This is a genomic window from Alistipes sp. AF48-12, from assembly GCF_003477565.1.
Taxonomy (GTDB): domain Bacteria; phylum Bacteroidota; class Bacteroidia; order Bacteroidales; family Rikenellaceae; genus Alistipes_A; species Alistipes_A hominis.
On the sequence record NZ_QUDJ01000008.1, the window covers coordinates 100,173 to 122,158 of the forward strand.

The following is a 21,986-nucleotide window of genomic DNA, read 5'->3' on the forward strand; positions in this document are numbered from 1 at the left end:
CCGTGGATACCCCCCGCCGAATCAAAACCTTACAGGGAGTCGTCATCGTCATCGCGGCGATCGTCCTGCTGCGGTTGTTCTATATCCAGGTGCTCGACGGCAGCTACAAGACGAATGCAGACAACAACGTCCTGCGCTACATGGTGCAGTACCCGCCCCGGGGCGAAGTTTACGACCGAAACGGACGCTTCCTGGTACAGAGCAAAGAGGCTTACGACCTGATGGCGACCCCGCGCGAAGTGCGGCCGTTCGACACCGCGCTGATGAGCCGCATCCTGGGCGTACCGGTCGAACAGATCCGCAAGGAGCTGATCAAAGCGTCCAATTTCTCGCGCCGTAGGGCGTCGGTCATCGTCAAACAGTTGCCCAAAGAGACCAAACTGCGCCTCGAAGAGCACCAATTCCCCGGATTCTTCACCGTTTACCGCACCGTCCGGTCGTACCCGACTAAAATGGCGGGCAACCTGCTGGGATACGTCGGCGAAGTGGACGACCGGATCCTGGAACGCGACCCGTACTACCGCAGCGGCGACTACATCGGGCGCAGCGGCATCGAACAGGCCTACGAAGAAGTGCTGCGCGGAGAGAAAGGAGTGAAAATCGAAATGGTGGACGTGCACGGTATCCCGAAAGGCTCCTATGCGAACGGTATTTACGACACGCTGCCGTCTCCGGGCGTGGCGATCACCTGTACGATCGACGCGCGGCTGCAAGCGCTGGCCGAAGAGTTGATGGAAGGCAAAGTGGGCAGCGTCGTCGCGATCGAGCCGGAAACGGGCGAAATCCTCGTGATGGCCAACAGTCCGACCTACGACCCGGACGAACTGGTGGGCCGCGATCGCGGCAACAACTACATGAAACTGCTCAATGACCCGCGGCGGCCGCTTTACAACCGCGCGGTCATGTCGTTCTACCCCCCCGGTTCAACGTTCAAAGTGATCCAGGGACTCATTGGAATGCAGGAGGGCGTGCTGTCGCCGTCGCAAACCTATCCCTGTCACGGAGGATACCCGTACGGGCGCGGCGTCAAATGCCACGCGCACGGATCGCCGCTCGACCTGGAGGCAGCCATCGCGAACTCCTGCAACGCCTACTTCTGCTACGTTTTCCGGAATATCATCGAAAACAAAAAATACAAAAACATCGAGGAAGGTTTCGGCGTGTGGGCGGACTATGTTCGCAGTTTCGGGTACGGCCGCAAACTCGGAACGGACTTTACCGGCGAACTGAACGGGAACGTCCCCTCCTCCGAATTTTACGACAAGGCCTACCGGGGCCGATGGAACGGACTCACCGTGATCTCGCTGTCGATCGGGCAGGGCGAGCTGGGCTGCACCCCGTTGCAGATGGCCAACATGGTGGCTACGGTCGCCAACCGGGGCCATTACCGCACTCCGCACGTGGTCAAGCGGATACACGACCGCGACTCGATCGACGCGCGGTTCTACGTCAACCACACCACCCGGGTGGACGCCCGCTGGTTCGAACCGATCGTCGAAGGGATGTACCAAGCGGTCAACGGCGGCGGAACGGGCCGGATCGCGATGGTGCCGGGCCTGGATATCTGCGGCAAGACCGGTACGGCTCAGAATCCGCACGGGGCCGACAACAGCACATTCTTTTGCTTCGCCCCGCGAAACAACCCGAAGATAGCCGTCTCGGTCTACATCGAAAACGGGGGATTCGGCGCCACCGTCGCAGCCCCGATCGCCAGCCTGCTGACCGAGCTTTACCTCACCGATACGATCCAGCGCGCGCCGCTGGTGGAATACGTCAAAAACAAACAGATCGCCTACCCGTATTATGAGAGACAACAGCGAAAATAGACTCGCCGTGGGCGGCGTGGACTGGGTGGCGGTGCTGGCATACGTTCTGCTGGTGCTGATGGGCTGGCTGAATATTTACGCCGCCGTCTACGACGACGCGCATGCCAGCATCTTCGACGTCGGCCAGCGTTACGGGATGCAACTGGTCTGGATCGGGGCGTCGGCATTCATCGCGGTGTCGATCTTGCTGATCGACGACAAGTATTACCACGTGCTGGCCTACCCGCTGTATTGGATCATGATCCTGGTACTGGTCGGCGTGCTGCTATTCGGCAAGGAGGTCAACGGCGCGAAAGCGTGGATCATGCTGGGCCCGGTGGCGATCCAGCCGACCGAGTTCGCGAAATTCACCACCGCGCTGGCGCTGGCCCGTTACATGAGTTCCTACACGTTCGACATCCGCAAGCCGGGCGATCTACTGCGCGCGGGCATGATCGTCGGACTGCCGGTGCTGATCGTAATCCTGCAGAACGACACCGGTTCGGCCCTCGTATACGGCTCGTTCCTGTTCATGTTTTACCGCGAAGGGTTCAACGGCTGGGTCTACGTGGCGCTGATCATGATTATCTCGCTGTTCGTCTTTTCGTTCCTGCTCGAACCGGTCACGCTGCTGATCGTGCTGATCCTCGTCTGCGCGATCGGCGAAGGGGTGTCGAACGGCAACTGGAAAAGCAAAGTCACCTACCTGGCCGGACTGGCGCTCGGCTCGATCCTGCTCTACCTGCTGTTCAACGCCGTCCTGCGGATCGGCATGAGCTGGCACACGGCCATTTTGATCGCCGCCGTGCTGTCGGTCGGAGCCGTGGTCGCCTACGCTTACCGGTACAAAATACACAATATACTGACGTTCATCTTGCTCTTCTTCGGATCGCTCGGATTCACCTACACGATCGATTACGCTTTCCAGCACCTACAGATACACCAACAAAAGCGAATCCTCGATCTGCTGGGCCTGGAATCCGACCTGAAAGGCTGGGGCTACAACGTAAACCAGTCGAAAATCGCGATCGGATCGGGCGGTTTCAGCGGCAAAGGCTTTCTCGAAGGGACGCAAACGAAATTCAATTTCGTCCCCGAACAAAGTACCGACTTCATCTTCTGCACGGTCGGCGAAGAGTGGGGATTCCTGGGCAGCGCCGTCATCGTCGTCCTGTTCACCGTCCTGATCCTGCGGATCATCCGGATGGGCGAGCGTCAGATGGAACCCTTCGGCCGGATCTATTGCTACTGCGTGGCGTCGATCTTTCTGTTCCACGTAGCGATCAATATCGGCATGACGATTGGTATCATGCCGGTAATCGGCATTCCGTTGCCGTTTTTCAGCTATGGCGGCTCGTCGCTGATCGCCTTCACGATCCTGCTCTTCGTAGCGATCAAGCTGGACGCATCCAAACACGAACTGTTAACATAACCCTAATCAGCCATACACCATGTCGAATTCCCTGAAAGGACTCACGCAGGACGAAGTAATCCGAAGCCGCGAACAATACGGCGCCAACCTGCTCACCCCGCCGAAACGCAAATCGCTGTGGCGCCTGTTCATCGAAAAATTCAACGATCCGGTCATCCGCATCCTGCTGGTGGCGGCCGTGCTGTCGCTCGGGATCGGTTTCATACATAATGAATTCGCCGAAGCGATCGGCATTTTCTGCGCGATCTTCCTGGCTACCGGCGTCGCATTCTGGTTCGAATACGACGCGATGAAGAAATTCGACGTGCTGAACAGCACCAACGACGACACGCCGGTGAAAGCCGTCCGCGACGGAGCCGTCGCCGAGATCCCGAAAAAAGAGGTCGTGGTCGGCGACATCGTCCTGCTCGAAAGCGGCGAAGAGGTGCCTGCCGACGGAATTCTGCAGGAAGCCGTGTCGCTGAAGATCAACGAATCGACGCTGACCGGGGAACCGCAGATCGGCAAAACGACCGACCCGGCCCATTTCGACAAAGAATCGACTTATCCGTCCGACCACGTCATGCGCGGAACGACCGTGGTCGAAGGCCATGGCGTCATGCAAGTGACCGCCGTAGGGGACGCCACCGAATTCGGCAAAGTCGCCGAACAAGCCACCGTCGAGAGCAATGAAGAGACCCCGCTGAACCTGCAACTGCAACGCCTGTCGAAGCTGATCGGACGCGTCGGCATCTCGCTGGCGATCGTCACGTTCGCAGCGCTGATCGTCAAAGGTATGCTGACGGGCGACTTGTTGACGGCCGACTGGCTGACCGTCGCAACCGAAGTGTTGCAATACTTCATGGTAGCCGTCACGCTGATCGTCGTGGCCGTGCCGGAAGGATTGCCGATGAGCGTCACGCTGTCGCTCGCGGTCAACATGCGGCGGATGCTCCGTACGAATAACCTCGTCCGGAAAATGCACGCCAGCGAAACGATGGGAGCGATCACGGTGATCTGCACCGACAAGACCGGCACGCTGACCCGCAATGAAATGCGCGTTTACGAAACCAAATTCTCCGAGGACGGGATCGACCCGCTGATCCGCGAAGGAATCGCCGCGAACTCGACCGCCTTCCTGGACGCGAACGGCAAAGTGATCGGCAACCCGACCGAAGGGGCATTGCTGCTGTGGCTCAAAGACCGGAGCGCCGACTACGCCGCGCTGCGCGACGCCGCGGAGACGGTCGATCAAATGACCTTCACCACCGAACGCAAATTCATGGCGACACTGGTCGACTCGGCTTCCGGCAAACGCATTCTCTACATAAAAGGCGCTCCCGAAATCATCCTGGCCAAGTGCGCCGGTTTCGGGGCGAAAGCCGAAGTGGAAAAGCAACTGTCCGCCTACCAGAACATGGCGATGCGGACGCTCGGATTCGCTTACGCCGTATGCGACGGCGTGGATACCTGCGACGAAGCGCTCGAACGCTGCCCGCTGCATTTCATCGGGATCGCCGCCATCTCCGACCCGGTACGCGACGACGTGCCGGCCGCTGTGGCAGAGTGCTTGTCCGCAGGTATCGACGTGAAAATCGTTACCGGCGACACCCCGGCGACGGCCAAAGAGATCGGTCGACAGATCGGCCTGTGGACGGCGGAAGACACCGACCGCAACCACATCTCCGGCTCCGAATTCGCCGCGCTGAGCGACGAGGAACTGCTCGAACGGTACAGTCGTTGAAGATCATGTCGCGCGCGCGGCCGCTGGACAAACAGCGGCTCGTAAGACTGCTGCAACAAAAAGGGGAAGTGGTGGCCGTCACCGGCGATGGCACGAACGACGCGCCGGCGCTGAATTTCGCGCAGGTCGGACTGTCGATGGGTACCGGAACCTCCGTAGCCAAAGAAGCCAGCGACATCACGCTGCTCGACGACTCGTTCAGCAGCATCGCCACGGCCGTGATGTGGGGCCGCTCGCTGTACCGCAACATCCAGCGGTTCGTACTGTTCCAACTGACGATCAACTTCGTGGCGATCATCATCGTACTGTTCGGCTCGATTTTCGGCAGCGAATTGCCGCTGACCGTCACGCAAATGCTGTGGGTCAACCTGATCATGGACACTTTCGCGGCGCTGGCGCTCGCTTCGCTGCCGCCGAGCCGCAGCGTGATGCGCGAAAAACCGCGCAAAAACAGCGACTTCATCATTTCGCGCCCGATGATGCGCTCGATCGTCGGCGTCGGACTGCTTTTCGTCGCCGTACTGCTCGGCATACTGTACTACTTCGGATCGGCAATCACGATCTACGAGCTCTCCGCATTCTTCACGGTATTCGTCATGCTGCAATTCTGGAACATGTTCAACGCGAAGGGATTCGGCACAACCACCCCGATCTGGAAAGCGGTCGGGGGCTGCGCCCCGTTTTTCGGCGTGCTGCTGCTAATCTTGGCCGGTCAATTCATCATCGTAACCTGGGGCGGAAACGTCTTCCGCACGGTCCCGCTCTCCGGCTGCGACTGGCTGACTATCATCGGAGCCACTTCGCTGGTGATGTGGGGCGGCGAGTTGACCCGCGCGCTGAGTTCCCGCCGCAGGCACACAACGAAATAGACCGGGACGCAGAAGGGCAAGCTATCCGACCCCGGCGCACCCGGGAAACAGGCGTGCGAACCACGATTTTCCGGAAGCGATCCGCACCCCATTGCGGTAACAGGCGCCCGCTTCTTCTGCCGGATAATATCCTTCGAACAGGTCGACGATCAGATCGGCTTCGAACAACGTTTCGAAGCCCAATTCAATGGTTTTTTGCACATTGTGGTGCGAACCGACCACGTCGACGATCCACTGCGCGTCGGCAGAAGCGAACGACCCTTTTCAATATCCGATCCACCCTGTTTTCCATACGCTTCCGTTTAGTCCGGCCGGCAATTCCGGCCCTTTCCGCAAAATTAGGAAAAAGGGTATAAAATTGCATATCACCGTTAAAAAACATACATTTGTCAACTAACCAATCACAAACGCCATGAAAAAACATACTTTCCTGACCGGACTGCTGCGATGGATCGTTGCAGGAGTATTTATTTTTTCGGGGTTTGTCAAAGCCGTCGATCCTTGGGGCACGGCCATCAAGTTCGGAGAATATTTCAACGCCTTCGGAATGGGTTGGCTGTCCGGAGCCGAATACGCCTTTTCGATCCTGCTGTCCGCCTCGGAAATGCTGCTGGGATTCTGCCTGCTGTTCCGTATCCGGGAAAAGAGCGTCACGACACTGTTGACGATCCTGCTCGGATTCTTCACGCTGCTGACTTTCGTGCTCGCCCTGTGGAACCCGGTGGCCGACTGCGGCTGTTTCGGCGACTTCGTCAAACTGACCAACTGGCAGACCTTTTTCAAAAACGTAATCCTGCTGCTGTTTACCGTCGTCCTGTGGCGCACGGCTTGGAAACAGCCTTTCAGACAGCACAACCGTTACGCCTCGACAGTCGAATGGAGCATGATCTTTTTCTTCGGGCTGCTGTCGTCTGGGATCGGATTGTACAGCCTGCGCCACCTGCCTCCGATCGACTTTTTGCCGTTCCGCATCGGCGTGAACATTCCGTCGCAGTTGGAAGGTTACGGCAACGATACGCAGACAACGCTGATCTATAAAGACCGCACGACCGGACAGCAACGCGAATTCGACCTTGCCGATACGACCTGGTACGACACGCTGCGCTGGGAATACGTCGACACCCGGATCGTAGAAAACAACCGCAAGCGGCGAAGCGAAATCCAGGACTTTTCCGTTTTCAACGCCGACGAGAATTATGCGCCGACGCTGCTGGCTTCGACCCGCGAAGTTTTCCTGATCGCGCTGAACCCGATCGACCGGCCGTTGTCTTCGATATGCAGCCGGCAAATCGAACAAACCGTGCGCTATGCCGTGAAATACAACTACCCGGTCGTATGCGTCACCGCCTCGGCGTTACCCGAAGACGGGAAAATAACTTTCGGCGACAGTCGTATCCCGGTTTACAACATGGACGGCACGACGCTGAAAATGCTGATCCGCGCCCGGGCGGGACTCGTACTGCTGAAAGAGGGGACGATCCTCGGCAAATGGAACTGCCGCGACATCCCGAATTTCGAACGGGATTACGACGGCCGGACGCCGCTCGAAACGGTCACCGAACGGCGCGACCGCAACAACCGCATCTGGCCGCTGGGCCTCCTTGCAGCCGCCTTGGCGTTCATTTACGTCGCCTATACGTCACGACGCGTCAAAGAATAATTTTTTTCGAAAGTCGATCCGGAATGTCCGCGGCCCGAAAACCGCGGACATTCTTTTCATAACCGTCCGCCGCCGGACGGCATGGCATGATTTTAGCTGAAGGTCAGCCATATCAGACTATCGCTTATGAATGCCAAACTCATTTTCACCGCCGGCATCCTGGTGTCGCTGCAAAGCTGCGGCCATTCCGGGACACAACCCGCGCAACAAGAGATCCGCCCGGTAAAAGTATACGCCACCCAACCGCTCGGCTCGGTCGACAAGGACTTCGCCAGCATGTCCGTAGCCGACGATATTTCGAACCTGGCTTTCCGGATCTCGGGACAGATCCTAAAGATGAACGTCATCACCGGCCAGAGCGTCAAAAAAGGGGATGTAATCGCCGAGATCAACCCGCGCGAGTATTCGCTGCAAATGGAGGCCGACAAAGCCACCTACCTGACCGCCCGGTCGCAAATGGAGCGAAACAAACGGCTGCTCGAGAAGCAGGCGATCTCCCGCCAGGACTACGAAATGGCCGACGCCGCCTACGTCCGTGCGAAATCCGCTTACGAGAATTCTCAAACGACCCTCGCGGATACCCGACTGCGCGCGCCGTTCGCAGGGGCCGTCGAAAAGAAGTACGTAGACAACTACCAGCAGGTGATGGCCGGCGAACCGGTCGTGCGGCTGGTAAACCCGATCACCGAGAGCGTCATGTTCACGATGCCGGAGAGCGGATTGCAGACATTGAAGATCCCCGGCATCCGGTTCTCGGTAAAATTCGACAATTACCCGGGCGTCACGTTCGGCGCGCGGCTGAAAGAATACGTGCAGACCTCGACGCAGGCGACCGGCATCTCCGTCACGTTGACGCTCGAGGGAGAGAACCTGAAAAAATACGACATCGCTCCCGGCATGTCGTGCATGATCAACCTGCGGGTGAACAATCCCGACCGCCCCGGCCTGACGGCCGTACCGCTGACCGCCGTATTCGAACGCAACGACAGCAACTACGTCTGGACGATAGACCGCGAACGCCGCACCCGGCTGAACCGGGTCGAACTCGGCGAGCCGATCGGCAGCGACATGATCGCCGTCGAGAGCGGATTGCTGCCCGGCGACACGGTCGTCACGGCGGGCATCTACCGGATCAATCCGAACGAAACGGTAAAAATCATCAAATAACCGTACCATGAATCTACCCCGCTACTCGCTCGACAACCGCAAGGTTATCTTTTTTTTCCTGGCCATACTGCTCGTCGGCGGCATTGTCGCTTTCACGCAACTGGGCAAAAAGGAGGACTCGCCATTCGTCATTAAAAGCGCGGCGATCGTCACCCGCTATCCCGGAGCGACGCCCGAAGAGGTCGAACAATTGATCACCGAACCGATCGAACGCGAAATCCAGTCGATGCGCCGCGTCTACAAGATCACGTCCGAGTCGTGGTACGGCATGTCGAAAATCATGATCGAACTGCAACCCTCGACGCCGGCCGGCGAGATGCCGCAGATGTGGGACGAACTGCGCCGCAAAATCATGAACGTGCAGCCCGCGCTGCCCGACGGGGCGTCGAACATCTCGGTCAGCGACGATTTCGGCGACGTCTTCGGCATCTATTACGGACTCTCGGCCGACGAAGGATTTACCTACGAAGAGATGCGCGACTGGGCGCAGCGAATCAAGACCGAACTGGTGACGGTGCCCGGCGTGCAGAAAGTCACGCTGTTCGGCGAACAGAACGGGGTGGTGAACGTCTACCTCAGCATGTCGGCCCTCGGCAACCTGTTCATCACGCCCGACGAAGTGATCCGCATCCTCAGCGGGCAGAACACGCTGGTCGGCAGCGGCGAAAAAATGGCCGGCCAGATGCAGATCAAGATCATCGAAACGGGAACTTATAAGAACCTCGACGACATCCGCAACCAGATTCTGACCTCGACCCAGGGTCTTCAGGTGCGCCTGGGCGACATCGCCCGGATCGAAGCGGGCTATGCCGAACCGCCAGGCACACTGATGCGCGTCAACGGCCGGCGGGCCATCGGGATCGGCGTTTCGACCGACCCGGAAAAAGACGTCGTCAAAACCGGCGCGCTGATCGAACGGAAACTGGCCGAGCTGAACCCGCAGATACCGATCGGCATCACGCTACAGACGCTCTATCCGGAAAACCAGATCGCTCGGGAAGCCAACAATACCTTCATCGTCAACCTGATCGAATCGATTTCGATCGTAATCGTACTAATCATGCTGATCATGGGTCTGCGCGCCGGCATATTGATCGGCAGTTCGCTGATCTTCGCCATCGGCGGCACGCTGCTGATCATGCAGTTTCTCGGCGTCGGCCTGAACCGTACTTCGCTGGCCGGATTCATCATCGCGATGGGAATGCTGGTCGATAACGCGATCGTCGTAACCGACAACGCGCAAAACGCGATCCTGCGCGGCGCGCGACGACGGCAGGCGCTGATCGACGGAGCCACCGGACCGCAATGGGGCCTGCTCGGAGCCACGTTCATTGCGATCTGCTCGTTCCTGCCGCTGTACCTGGCCCCGTCGGCGGTCGCCGAGATCGTCAAACCGCTGTTCGTCGTCGTAGCCATTTCGCTGTTGCTGAGCTGGATGCTCGCGCTGAGCCAAACCCCGCTATTCGGCAGCTACATTCTGAAAGAACAAACGCAGGCGGCTCCGCGAGACCCTTACGACCGGAAATTCTACCGCCTGTTCGACCAGTTGCTCGAACGGCTGATCCGCCGGCGCTGGTGGGTCGCGGGGATCATGGTCGCGCTGTTCGCCGGGTCGCTGCTGGTCATGGGAGCCATGCCGCAAAATTTTTTCCCGAACCTCGACAAGCCCTATTTTCGGGCCGACTGTTTCCTGCCCGACGGCTACAATATCCGGGATATGGAACGGAACATAATGCGGCTCGAAGAGTGGTTGTTACGGCAACCGTCCGTTAAGAACGTCTCGGCGACGATGGGCAGTTCTCCTCCGCGGTACTACCTGGCCAGCACTTCGTTCGGCCCGAAACCCAATTTCGGCAACCTGCTGGTGGAATTGACCGCGAAAGACTCGACGGCGGCGGTGGAGGAGCGTTTCAACGCCTATGCCCGCGCCAATTTCCCCGACCTGCTGGTACGCTCGTCGCTGTTCAAACTGTCGCCTGCGGTCGAAGCGGCCATCGAAATCGGATTCATCGGTCCCGACATCGACACGCTCGCCGCGCTGACCGAACAGACCGAAAGGTTGATGCGCGAGATCCCGGAAGTCACCGACATCCGCAGCAGTTGGGGCAACCCGATCCCGGTCTGGGAACCCGTTTATTCGCAGGAAAAAGGGCCCCGGCTCGGCATCACGCGACTCGCGGCAGCCCAGCAGATGACCATCGCCACCTCGGGCTACCAACTCGGCGAGTACCGTCATAAGGATCAGTTCATGCCGATTCTGCTGGTCGACGACGACCGGGCCGATTTCAACCTGAATAACCTGCGATCGGTGCCGATCTACTCGCCGAAAGGCAATGTCTATCCGCTCGAGCAGGTCGTCGACCGTTTTGATTTCGGATTCCGTTACGGCACGATCAAGCGCTACAACCGCGAACGGGTGATGATGGCCCAGTGCGACCCGGTACGCGGAGCCAATACGAAAGCGGCTTTCGGCAAGGTGCTCGAACAAGTGCGGTCGCGGATCGCGCTGCCCGAAGGCTACGACCTGAAGATCTTCGGCGAAGAACAGGGACAACAGGAGTCGAACGCCGCGCTGGCCGCCAACATGCCGCTCACGTTCATACTGATATTCATCACGCTGCTGCTGCTGTTCCGTACCTACAAAAAACCGGTCGTCATCGTGCTGATGGTGCCGATGATTTTCATTGGCGTCGTCGTCGGCCTGTTGGCTACCGGCAAACAGTTCGACTTTTTCGCGATGCTCGGCCTGTTGGGACTCGTCGGCATGAACATCAAGAACGCCATCGTACTGGTCGACCAGATCGGCGCCGAAACGGCAGTCGGCAAAAGCCCCTACGACGCCGTTCTGTCGGCGACCCGATCGAGAATCATCCCGGTCATGATGGCCTCCGGCACCACGATTCTCGGTATGCTGCCGCTGCTGTTCGATTCGATGTTCGGCGGCATGGCCGCCACGATCATGGGCGGACTGCTGGTTGCTTCGCTGCTGACTATTCTGGTACTGCCCGTCGCTTACTGCCTGTTTTTCGGAATCCGTAAACCGGCGCCTGCAAACCCTAAAACAAACCCCGCAATGCGTACGAAATTCATATACCTATTACTGATCGCAGCCGTATCCGGCTCCGCCGCCGCCCAGGACACGCTCTCGCTCGACGACTACCGACTTCGCGTCCTGCAATACAGCTACACGCTGAAACAGGCCGCCGAGCAGACCCGCGCCGCAGAGGCCGCCGTCCGGGGCAGCTACACCGGTTTCCTGCCTCAACTCAGCGCCGACGGCGACTTTTCGATCAACTTCCGAAAACGTTTTCAGAGCGACCGGCTGCTGAAACCCTATTCGTTTTCGTTGCAGCCGGCTCTGGTACAGCAAATTTACGTCGGAGGAAGCGTCCGCGATAGTTACCGACAGGCGCAGGTGAATCAAGATCTGTTCCGGTTGCAGGAACAGCAATCGGAGCTGGACGTCGCCTACCTGGCCGAATACAACTACTGGAATCTGGCTTCGAACAAAGCGCTGCTGGACATCACGACCCGCTACGAAGCGATCGTCCGCGAAATGTTCAACGTAGTGCAGACGCGTTTCGACGACGGCTACGTAGCCCGCAACGACCTGCTGATGATTCAGACCCGATTGCAGGAAGCTGAATTCAGCCGTATACAGATCGAAAACGCCTACCGTATTTCGCTGCACAATTTCAACATCCTGATGGGAGAAAAACCCGACGCGCCCCGCCATGCGGCCGACTCGATCACGCAATCCGTTCCGCCGTTGCAGGAGATAGCCCCGGAAGAGGCCGTCCCGTCGCACCCGTCCTACCTGATCGCCGGCAAACAAATCGACCTACAACGGTACAACGTCAGACTGGCGGCTTCGCGGTTCAACCCGCAGCTCTCGGCCGGCGTGCAGGGCATTTGGAACACCCCGTCGCCGAACTATCACGGACAGACCCGGATCGACGGGCTGGCATTCCTACGGCTGAACATCCCGATTTTCCACTGGAACGAACGGCGTCACACGGTCCATGCGGCCGAAGCGACGCTCCGCTCGTCGCAGTATGCGCAGGCCGCCGTCGCGGACAACCTTTCGGTAGCGATCTCGAACGCATGGACAAACATCACCGAAGCGAATTTGCAGATCGCGACCGCCCGCTCAAACCTCGACGTCGCACGCGAGAACCTGTCGCTGAACACGTTCAGCTACAACGAGGGGGTACTGACCATCCTCGACGTCATATCCGCGCAACTTTCGTGGTTACAAGCTTATACGAACGCCGTAACGGCCCATTTCAACGAAAAGGTCGCCATTTCGGCCTATAAGAAAGCGATCGGCCGCTACGATTTTTCCAGATAATCCGCACGACCGTCGCCACCGCACGACCGCGGCTTACGGTGCGATTTCCAGAAACAAAGCGGCCATCCGTTTACGCCTTCTCTACCCCGCGATCTCGCTCAATTCGAGCCACCGCATACTTTTTTCGTCAATCAGGGCGATCACCTCGCCGATCCGCACCGATTTGGCGGTAAGCTCCCCGACAGATAGGCTACCGCTGCCGAGCAGTCGCTCCAGCTCGGCCTTTTCCTGCTCCAACTGCGGAATCTCCTGTTCGAGCCGTTCCATCTCTCGGTTTTCCTGATACGTCCGCTTGCGTTTGCCGGACGGCGCGGACGACTGTTTCGGCATTTGCTTTTCCTGTATCTTCTTGTTCTCCCGCGATCCGGCCGCCCGTTCTTCGGACTCTTTCAGCCGTTTCCACTCAAGGTAATCGCTGTAATTCCCCGGAAAATCTTTGATCTGCCCGCCGCCCTGGAAAACCAGCAGGTGATCGGCTACTTTGTCCATGAAATAACGGTCGTGCGAAATTACGATCAAACAACCGCCGTAACCCTGCAAGAACTCTTCGAGCACTTGCAGCGTCATAATATCCAGGTCGTTGGTCGGCTCGTCAAGCACCAGAAAATTCGGATTGCGCATCAGCACCGTGCAGAGGTACAGCCGTCGCCGTTCGCCGCCGCTGAGTTTTTCGACATAATCGTACTGCGTCTGCGCCGTGAACAGGAAATACTGCAAAAATTGCGACGCGCTCAACCGGCGCCCTTCGCCCAGCTCGATATGTTCAGCTATTTCGGTCACCACGTCGATCACCTTCGCGCCATCGTCGAACGACAGCCCGTCCTGCGAATAGTAGCCGAAACGGACCGTCTCGCCGATATCGATCGTCCCGGCATCCGGCTGCACCAGCCCCATCAGCATCTTGATAAAGGTCGATTTTCCGGTGCCGTTGTCGCCGACGATACCCATTTTTTCGTAACGGGCGAAACGGTAGTCGAATCCGTCGAGAATCACCTTGTCGCCGAAACGTTTGGAAAGCCCCCGCACCTCGAAGATCTTTTTCCCGATGTAAGCCGCTTTGACGTCCAGCCGCACATCTCCGCTCTCGCGGCGCTTGCGCAGCCGTTCCTCGAGTTCGCCGAACGACTCGACCCGCGAACGCGCTTTCGTCCCGCGCGCTTGCGGCTGCCGGCGAATCCACTCCAACTCGGTACGGTACAGATTGTTATCGCGCTCGCGTTGCGCATCGGCCGCATCGAGCCGCTGCTGCCGCTTTTCGAGATAAAGGCTGTAATTGCCGTGATACACGTACGCCTGCCGGTCGTCGATCTCAACGATGTCCGAGCAGACCCGGTCGAGGAAATAACGGTCGTGAGTCACCATCAGCAAGCTCAGTCGGGTATGAGCCAGATATTCTTCGAGCCATTCGGTCATCTCAAGGTCGAGGTGGTTCGTCGGTTCGTCGAGGATCAGCAGGTCGGGTTCGGCGATCAGCGCATTGGCCAGAGCGACCCGCTTGACCTGACCGCCGGACAACTGTCCGGTCGGCTGATCAAAATCCTTAATTTTCAACTGCGTGAGGATCTGCTTGACCCGCGATTCGTAGTTCCAGGCATCCTGCGCGTCCATTTCGGCCATCGCCCGGTGCAAAACGTCTTCGTCTGCCGACGCCACCGCCTGTTCGTAGGCGGCAACGGCGCGCAACGCGGGCGAATCGGCCAGGAAACAGGCGTCCAGCACGGTCGTTCCTTCGGGAAACGCGGGATTTTGTTCCAGATAAGCCACTTTCAGATCCCGGCGGAACGTGATCCGCCCCGCCTCGTAATCCTCGCGCCCGGCAATGATGTTGAGCAGAGTCGTTTTGCCCGTCCCGTTCTTCGCAATCAGTCCGATACGCTGACCTTCGCCGACTCCCAGCGACAAATTTTCGAAAAGCACCCGGTCGCCGAACGATTTGACGAGCCCCTCCACCTGAAGATAACTGACCATAAACTCCCTTTTTTCGTACAAAGATAAAAAGTTACGGCCGATTCATCCGGTTTTTCATAGTCAGGTCCGGAAAAATGCAACGGAAAAGAAAACCGGAGAGAAACCGTCGCAAAAAAATCCACCCGTTTCGGAGTGGATTTTAAATCGAACGTTTCCGGCAGAACTACTTCGCAACTTCCTGCTGAGCCTGCTGGATCATGTTATCGTTGGCCGTAATCAGGATCTCCACGCGGCGGTTCTGCGCACGCCCTTCCTCGGTCGAATTGTCGGCGATCGGCGCATCGTAAGCCAGTCCGCGCGTAGTAATCCGGTTCGGATCGATCTTCTGACCTATCAAATAGTTAGATACGGCCTGCGCACGTTCCTCGGACAATTTCTGATTGATCTCGCGGCTGCCCGTATTGTCCGTATGACCGTAGATCGCCACGTCCGTCTCGGGAGATTGGGCCAGCGAAGAAGCGAATTTCTTCAGCGCCGAACGCGAAGCGTCGCCCAGTTCGCTCTTTCCGGTGGCAAACAAGATCTTGTCGTCGAATGTCACCTTGATGGCGGGCACGTTGTTTTCGTCGGTCACGGTTTCGACCTTCGCGCCCTCGATTTTTTCGAGTTCGGCTTTCTGCTTGTCCATCCGCTTACCGATCAACGCGCCGACTCCCGCGCCGACTCCCGCGCCGACCAGCGTACCGATCGCGGCGCCCTTACCGCCTCCGGCCAACGCGCCGATCCCGGCGCCGGCAACGGCTCCTCCGCCGCCGCCGATCGTAGCGCCTTTACCCGTAGAACTCATGTTCTGAAAAGCCGCGCAACCGGTCATCAGCAATGCCGCCGACAACATGGCGGCCATCGAAAATTTTCCTGTTCTCATATCCGTCGCAATTTACTCCGATACTTATCGGATAATAGTCTCCTCACGGTCGGGTCCCACCGATACGATCTTCACCGGCACGCCCGTCTCTTTTTCGATAAATTCGATATATTCCTTCAGCCGGGTGGGAAACTGATCGTAGTTCCGTATCCCGTTGATGTTGCAGTTCCATCCTTCGAACTCCTTGTAGACCGGAACGATCTCCCCGTTGACCTCATACGGGAATTCGGTCGTCTCCTTCCCGTCCACCTTATAGGCTACGGCGACTTTCAGTTTTTCGAAATCGTTCAGCACGTCCGACTTCATCATGATCAGCGCGGTCACCCCGTTCATCATCACCGAATAACGCAGCGCCACCATGTCGAGCCATCCGCAGCGGCGCGGACGCCCGGTGGTAGCACCAAATTCCATGCCGATCCGGCGCATCTTCTCGCCGTCCTCGTCGAACAGCTCGGTCGGGAACGGACCGCTGCCGACCCGCGTGCAGTATGCCTTGAAAATCCCGTACACATTGCCGATCCGCGACGGAGCCACCCCGAGACCGGTGCAAACCCCAGCGCAAAGCGTATTGGAAGAGGTCACGAAAGGATAAGTGCCGAAATCGATATCCAACATCGACCCCTGAGCCCCTTCGGCCAGAATCGCCTTGCCCTCGTCGAGCAACCCGTTGATTACGTGCTCGCCCTCGATAAAACGGAAGCGCTTCAGATTTTCGATCCCTTCGAGCCACTCCTTCTCGTAATCGGTGATATCGAACTGGAAATCGTATTGCCGCAGCAATTCCAGATGTTTCGCTTTCAGTCGCTGGTAACGCTCTTCGAACGCGGGAGAGAGAATATCCCCTACGCGCAACCCGTTGCGTCCGGTTTTGTCCATGTAGGTCGGGCCGATTCCTTTCAGCGTCGAACCGATCTTGGTCTTGCCTTTGGAAGCTTCGGAAGCCGCGTCGATGATCCGGTGGGTCGGCAGGATCAGGTGCGCCTTTTTGGCGATCAGCAGCTTGCTCTGTACGTCGACGCCGTCGGCCTCCAACGTGGCGATCTCGTCGGACAGGATCACCGGGTCGATCACGACGCCGTTGCCGATGATATTGATCGATCCGTCGCGGAAAATCCCGGAAGGAATCGTGTGGAGCACGTATTTTTTGCCTTCGAAATGAAGGGAATGTCCGGCGTTCGGCCCACCCTGGAAACGGGCGATCACCTGATAGTCGGGGGTTAGTACGTCCACCACCTTTCCTTTACCTTCGTCACCCCATTGCAAACCTAAAACAACATCTATTTTTTTCATTGGTACGGTTAGAATAATTTCACAACGCAAAATTGCTTTCAAAGGTACGTAACTTTTTCATAACATAAAAGACGTCCGCAAAATTTAAGCGCTATTTTCGCGCCCGGCAAGAACGCTGGAACGAAGGGCGGTACCGCCCCGGAAACAAAAGCGCGTCAAAAGCGAAATCGGCGAACGCCCGTCCCGCAGCACGGAGCCGCGACGGTTCGATTGCGGACGATACTACTTTCGCCCGTCCGTCCGTTAATTTAACCGGAAAACACTCGGGGGTTTTCGGTAAAATAATTAACTTAGCACCTTAAAACGGGAATGCGAATGCGAAAAATACTGCTGATTCTGTTGTTGCTGGCAGCCGTCGGGCCGCACCGGGAAACAAAAGCGCAACTCAACAAGGCCTACTTTTTCTACGTGGGACAGAACTTCCTGATCGACAGCAAGTATCAGGATGCGATCGAGGTGCTCAATATCCTGTTGCGGGTCGACTCGACCGCCACCGAGGGTTATTTCCTGCGCGGCATCGCCAAATACAACCTCGACGACCTGCTGGGCGCCGAACAGGATTTCACGCTCGCCATCCGCCAGAATCCGGTTTTTACGACCGCCTACCAGTACCGCGCCATCACCCGTTCGCGGCTGGGCAATTACGACGACGCCCTGAAAGATTTCCAGGAAGCCATCGACCTGCGCCCCGACCGTCCCGGCCCCTATTACAGCCGCGGAGTCACCTTCCTGCTGAGCCAACAGTTCGAAAAAGCCATCGCGGATTTCACGACTTTCATCCGCTATGACAACAAGGTCTCGGACGCCTACCTGAACCGCGGCACCAGCTACCTGTACATGAAGGACACCACGCGCGCCCTGGAAGACTACAACCAGGGCATCCGCACCAACTACTACGACCCGAACGGTTACAACCGTCGCGGCTCGCTGTATCTGAGTCAGAAAAAATACGACCTTGCGAAACAGGATTTCGACCGGGCGATCGGCTACGACTCGACTTTTATCCCGGCTTATTTCAACCGGGCGCTGGTCTACTCGAACACCCGGCGGCCGGTCGACGCCATCGAAGATTTCAGCCGGGTGATCGAACTCGACTCGACCAGCGCGCTGACCTATTTCAACCGGGCGATCTTGCGTACGCAGATCGGGGACTACAACAAGGCGCTGGAAGACTACGACCGGGTGGCGCTGTACTCTCCGAACAACGTGCTCGTCTACTATAACCGGGCCGGCCTGTACGCCCAACTGGGCGATTACGACGCGGCCATCCGCGACTATTCGCGCGCCATCGAGCTCTATCCGGACTTCGCCAACGCCTACCTGAATCGCTCGTCGCTACGTTACGCGACCAAAGACCTGAAAGGTTCGCGCAGCGATAAGGAAACCGCCGACCGGAAAATCGCCGAATACCGCTCGAAGCTGAACGACAGCACCTTCTCGATCTACGCCGACACGAGTCGCCAGTTCAACCAACTGCTATCGTTCGAAAATAATTTCACCGACGAAGAATACCAGCAGGTCAATGCCAAAAGCGCCGACATCGCGCTATTGCCGCTGTTCAAATTCTCGTTGGCACAACCCGACAGCACCCGGAACGCCGAGATTCCGCAGCAGTTCCAGCCCTATTACTCGGAAGAAGCCGAGCGTTTCAAAAAGCAGATCGGCCTGCCGCTGTTGAAATGGGTGAACCGCGACAGCGACGTTCCGCCCGATTCGCTGATCGCGTTCGATGCGGCGAACGGCGATTCGATCCGGACGGGAAGCGACTCATGGCAGATCTATTTCAAACGGGGACTCTCGCAATCGCTGATCAAGCAGTACACCAGCGCCATTTCGAACTATACGGCGGCGATCGACCGCAACCCGTCCAACCCGTTCCTGTACCTGAACCGCAGCACGACGCAAAGCGAGATGATCGACTTCGTCTCGTCGATCGACAACAGCTTCCAGCGGATCGCCATCGAAAGCGACCCGGCCAACCGCCTCAAGACTCAATCGACCCGTACGTACAATTACGACGAGGCGATCGGCGACCTGAACAAGGCGATCAAGCTGTTACCCGATTTCGCCTACTCGTATTACAATCGCGCCAACCTGTACTGTCTGTCGGGACAAATGTCCGAGGCGTTGGAGGATTACACGCGGGCCATCGAGCTGAACCCACAGTTCGGAGAGGCGTACTACAACCGGGGACTGATCCAGATCTACCTGAAAGACACCCACAAAGGATGTCTCGACATGAGCAAGGCCGGGGAACTGGGTATCCAGCAAGCTTATAAAGTATTGAAAATATACGGGCAGCCGGGCAATAAATAGCCCGGCTACGACGACACCGGCAGCGAACGCGCCGCTTCCGGGTCGACGGAAAAAGACTAACAGCAAACCGATCCGATGAAAGAGATCATACGGAAAAAAATGGCCGCGTCGCCCGTCCTGCGCTGGACGGTACTGGGACTGGTATCGTTCACGATGCTGACCGGCTACGTCATCGCCGACGTCATGGCGCCGCTGAAAACCCTGCTCGAACAGCAGCTCGGATGGGACAGCTCCGACTACGGGCTGTTCACGAGCGGTTACGGCTGGCTCAACATCTTCCTGCTGATGCTGATTTTCGGCGGTATGATCCTCGACAAAAAAGGCGTCCGTTACGCCGGCGTCCTGTCGGTCGGGCTGATGATCGGGGGCACCCTGCTGAAATACTGGGCAATCACTGCCGACCTCGGCGGAGCGGTCTCGTCGTTTTCGATCGGAGGGCATTCGCTTTTCTCGGTCAAATCGCAGGTGCTGTACGCGACGCTCGGATTCGCCGTTTTCGGCGTCGGCGTCGAAATGATCGGCATTACGGCCAATAAAGCGGTCGTCAAATGGTTCCGCGGACGGTCGCTCGCGCTGGCCCTCGGCATCAACGTAGCGGCGGGACGGATCGGAACCGCGATCGCGGTGTTCGGGTCGCTGCCGCTGGCTCGGATGACGGGCAATCCGGGCGCTCCGCTCGCCGTATGTCTGTTGCTGCTTTGCATCGGTCTGCTGAGCTTCCTGGTTTTCTGCGTGCTGGACCGGCGGGAAGACCGGGAAACGGAAACGCTCCCCGGCACGGAAAAAGAGGAAGAATTCAAACTGTCCGACATCGTCAAAATAGCGAAAATCAAAGCTTTCTGGTACATTACGATCCTTTGCGTGCTGTTTTATTCGGCCGTTTTCCCGTTCCTGAAATACGCCACCGAACTGATGATCCAGAAATTCCACGTATCGCCCGGATTCGCAGGCGCGATACCGGCCCTGCTGCCGTTCGGAAACATCTTGCTCACCCCGTTGTTCGGCAGTATTTACGACCGACGGGGACACGGGGCTACGATCATGCTGATCGGCTCGGCGCTGCTGGTCTGCGTATACACTCTGTTCGCAATCCCGGCGCTCACGGCAAACTGGATGGCCGTCGTGCTGGTACTGGTACTCGGAGCCGCCCTTTCGCTGGTGCCGTCGGCCATGTGGCCTTCGGTGACGAAAATCGTCCCGTACCGGATGCTGGGCACCTCCTATTCGATGATTTTCTGGATACAGAACTGGGGCCTGGCCTTCGTCCCGCTGTTGATCGGCGTCGTGCTCAAGAACCATTGCATCGCCGGCACCGTCGTGATCGACGGCGTGGTATCCACGCGCTACGACTACACGCTGCCGATGCTGATTTTCGCCGGATTCGGGGCACTGTCGATCGTCTTCGCGCTCCTGCTGCGCCGTGAAGACGCCCGCAAAGGATACGGACTTGAAAAACCGAACGACGAATTGCAAACGAACTCAACCACTAAAACTCAAATACCATGAAAAGAAGAGATTTTTTACGCGTCACACTGGTCGGAGGCGCCGCAGCGGCGGTAGCGCCGCTCGATTTATGGGGAAAAGGAACCGGCAAATCGGGTTTTACCCTCTGGCAACTTCCTTCTCAGGTAGACACGATCGGAAATTCGTTCGTTTTTCTGACGGACAAAGGGCGCGTCGTCGTCATGGACGGCGGAATGAACGACGAAACGCTTTTCCTGCGGGGATTCATCGCCGCACTCGGCAACGAAGTGGAAGCATGGTTCACGTCGCATCCGCACAACGACCACGTCGGCGCGCTGACCAAGATCCTGCAAAAACCCGACGGCATGAAAATCAATAAGGTATACCACTCCCGTTTCTCCGACTCGCTGCTCGCCTGCGAGGCCCCCTATCAACAATATGCGCTGGACTATTACGAAGCGCTGGACAAATCGGGCATCGAGGTGGCGAACCAGACCGAACCGGGGCTGACCGGACAGATCGACGGCCTGAATTTCAAGATCCTGGGAGTGACCAACGAAGAGTTCCGCACGAACCCCTATAACAATTCCAGCATGATCATCCGCGTGTGGGACAAAGCCAAATCGCTCGTATTCCTCGGCGATGCCGGCGTCGAGTGCGGCAACAAAGCGCTGAACGGCCCCTACCGCAAAGACCTCGACTGCGACTACCTGCAAATGGCCCATCACGGGCAGCAGGGTTGCGACGAAAACTTCTACAAAACGATCAATTTCAAAGCCTGCCTCTGGCCCACGCCGACTTGGGTATGGAACAACGACCAGGGGAAAGGTTTCAACACCGGCCCGCTGAAAACGATCGACACCCGCCGCTGGATGGATGAAAAGGGAATCAAAGAGCACCACGTCAGCTGTCTGGGACTGTTCAAACTCGGGTAACCGAACCCAAAAACGGCATTTTTTAAAGTCCCCGGAATCTTATCCTTCAGATTCCGGGGATTTGCCGTCCGGCCAATCCCGGAACCGAAACAACACCAATCAAAAAAGGGAACCGGAATTTTCTAATTCCGGTTCCTTTTC

At 57.8% G+C, this 21,986-nt stretch carries 12 protein-coding genes and 3 pseudogenes; 10 read left to right on the plus strand and 5 right to left on the minus strand.

The features are described from left to right. Nucleotides 1-2 precede the first annotated feature (2 nt). The 3 genes and pseudogenes from mrdA to DW082_RS06755 all read left to right on the plus strand — a co-directional run bounded on the left by mrdA (nucleotide 3) and on the right by DW082_RS06755 (nucleotide 5,829). Nucleotides 3-1,826 carry a penicillin-binding protein 2 gene (gene mrdA, locus DW082_RS06745; RefSeq protein WP_055203058.1) on the plus strand — a complete coding sequence of 608 codons (1,824 nt, stop codon included), beginning with the start codon at nucleotides 3-5 and terminating at the stop codon, nucleotides 1,824-1,826. After that, the gene (gene rodA / locus DW082_RS06750) at nucleotides 1,804-3,237 is read left to right on the plus strand and encodes a rod shape-determining protein RodA (protein ID WP_118457921.1); all 1,434 of its coding nucleotides are present in this window, start codon (nucleotides 1,804-1,806) and stop codon (nucleotides 3,235-3,237) included. Before mrdA ends, rodA begins: the two co-directional genes overlap by 23 nt. A gap of 19 nt (nucleotides 3,238-3,256) precedes the next feature. Then, a pseudogene (locus tag DW082_RS06755) lies at nucleotides 3,257-5,829 on the plus strand (calcium-translocating P-type ATPase, PMCA-type). 21 nt (nucleotides 5,830-5,850) lie between these two features. Here the strand turns inward: DW082_RS06755 and DW082_RS14505 are convergent. Further along, entirely contained in the window at nucleotides 5,851-6,030 is a 180-nt protein-coding gene (locus tag DW082_RS14505; RefSeq protein ID WP_220452647.1) for a hypothetical protein, read from the minus strand. Between the two features lie 211 nt (nucleotides 6,031-6,241). Here DW082_RS14505 and DW082_RS06765 point away from each other — a divergent pair, with 211 nt between their 5' ends. The 4 genes and pseudogenes from DW082_RS06765 to DW082_RS15010 all read left to right on the plus strand — a co-directional run bounded on the left by DW082_RS06765 (nucleotide 6,242) and on the right by DW082_RS15010 (nucleotide 13,007). Further along, on the plus strand, nucleotides 6,242-7,489 hold the full coding sequence (locus tag DW082_RS06765) for a BT_3928 family protein (RefSeq protein WP_118457925.1): 1,248 nt from the start codon (nucleotides 6,242-6,244) through the stop codon (nucleotides 7,487-7,489). A gap of 126 nt (nucleotides 7,490-7,615) precedes the next feature. Further along, the gene (locus tag DW082_RS06770; RefSeq protein WP_259335544.1) at nucleotides 7,616-8,656 is read left to right on the plus strand and encodes an efflux RND transporter periplasmic adaptor subunit; all 1,041 of its coding nucleotides are present in this window, start codon (nucleotides 7,616-7,618) and stop codon (nucleotides 8,654-8,656) included. Between the two features lie 7 nt (nucleotides 8,657-8,663). Next, a pseudogene (locus tag DW082_RS06775) lies at nucleotides 8,664-11,699 on the plus strand (efflux RND transporter permease subunit); the annotation flags it as partial. Between the two features lie 30 nt (nucleotides 11,700-11,729). Next, nucleotides 11,730-13,007, plus strand: a complete 1,278-nt coding sequence (locus DW082_RS15010) for a TolC family protein (protein ID WP_101573575.1) — start codon at nucleotides 11,730-11,732, stop codon at nucleotides 13,005-13,007. A gap of 81 nt (nucleotides 13,008-13,088) precedes the next feature. Here the strand turns inward: DW082_RS15010 and DW082_RS15455 are convergent, their stop codons facing one another. The 4 genes and pseudogenes from DW082_RS15455 to DW082_RS06790 all read right to left on the minus strand — a co-directional run bounded on the left by DW082_RS15455 (nucleotide 13,089) and on the right by DW082_RS06790 (nucleotide 17,130). Further along, nucleotides 13,089-13,400 (minus strand): ABC transporter C-terminal domain-containing protein, encoded by a 312-nt coding sequence (locus tag DW082_RS15455; protein WP_373419261.1) that lies wholly within the window; start codon nucleotides 13,398-13,400, stop codon nucleotides 13,089-13,091. Next, nucleotides 13,394-14,975: pseudogene (locus tag DW082_RS06780) on the minus strand (ABC-F family ATP-binding cassette domain-containing protein); the annotation flags it as partial. The pseudogene DW082_RS06780 and the gene DW082_RS15455, both read right to left, overlap by 7 nt. 163 nt (nucleotides 14,976-15,138) lie before the next feature. Beyond that, a complete protein-coding gene (locus DW082_RS06785) occupies nucleotides 15,139-15,840 on the minus strand; it encodes an OmpA family protein (protein WP_101573577.1) in 702 nt (233 codons plus the stop codon). A 24-nt stretch (nucleotides 15,841-15,864) separates the two neighbouring features. Beyond that, complete coding sequence (locus tag DW082_RS06790; protein ID WP_055203044.1) at nucleotides 15,865-17,130, minus strand: adenylosuccinate synthase; 1,266 nt, start codon at nucleotides 17,128-17,130, stop codon at nucleotides 15,865-15,867. Nucleotides 17,131-17,445: 315 nt separating this feature from the next. Here DW082_RS06790 and DW082_RS06795 point away from each other — a divergent pair, with 315 nt between their 5' ends. From DW082_RS06795 to DW082_RS06805, 3 genes are all read left to right on the plus strand, one after another. Continuing rightward, a complete protein-coding gene (locus DW082_RS06795; RefSeq protein ID WP_101573672.1) occupies nucleotides 17,446-19,446 on the plus strand; it encodes a tetratricopeptide repeat protein in 2,001 nt (666 codons plus the stop codon). A gap of 75 nt (nucleotides 19,447-19,521) precedes the next feature. Next, nucleotides 19,522-20,952, plus strand: coding sequence for a nitrate/nitrite transporter (locus tag DW082_RS06800; RefSeq protein ID WP_118457929.1), 1,431 nt, complete (start codon nucleotides 19,522-19,524; stop codon nucleotides 20,950-20,952). Continuing rightward, nucleotides 20,949-21,845 carry a ComEC/Rec2 family competence protein gene (locus DW082_RS06805; RefSeq protein ID WP_118457931.1) on the plus strand — a complete coding sequence of 299 codons (897 nt, stop codon included), beginning with the start codon at nucleotides 20,949-20,951 and terminating at the stop codon, nucleotides 21,843-21,845. Before DW082_RS06800 ends, DW082_RS06805 begins: the two co-directional genes overlap by 4 nt. The last annotated feature ends 141 nt before the right edge of the window (nucleotides 21,846-21,986 follow it).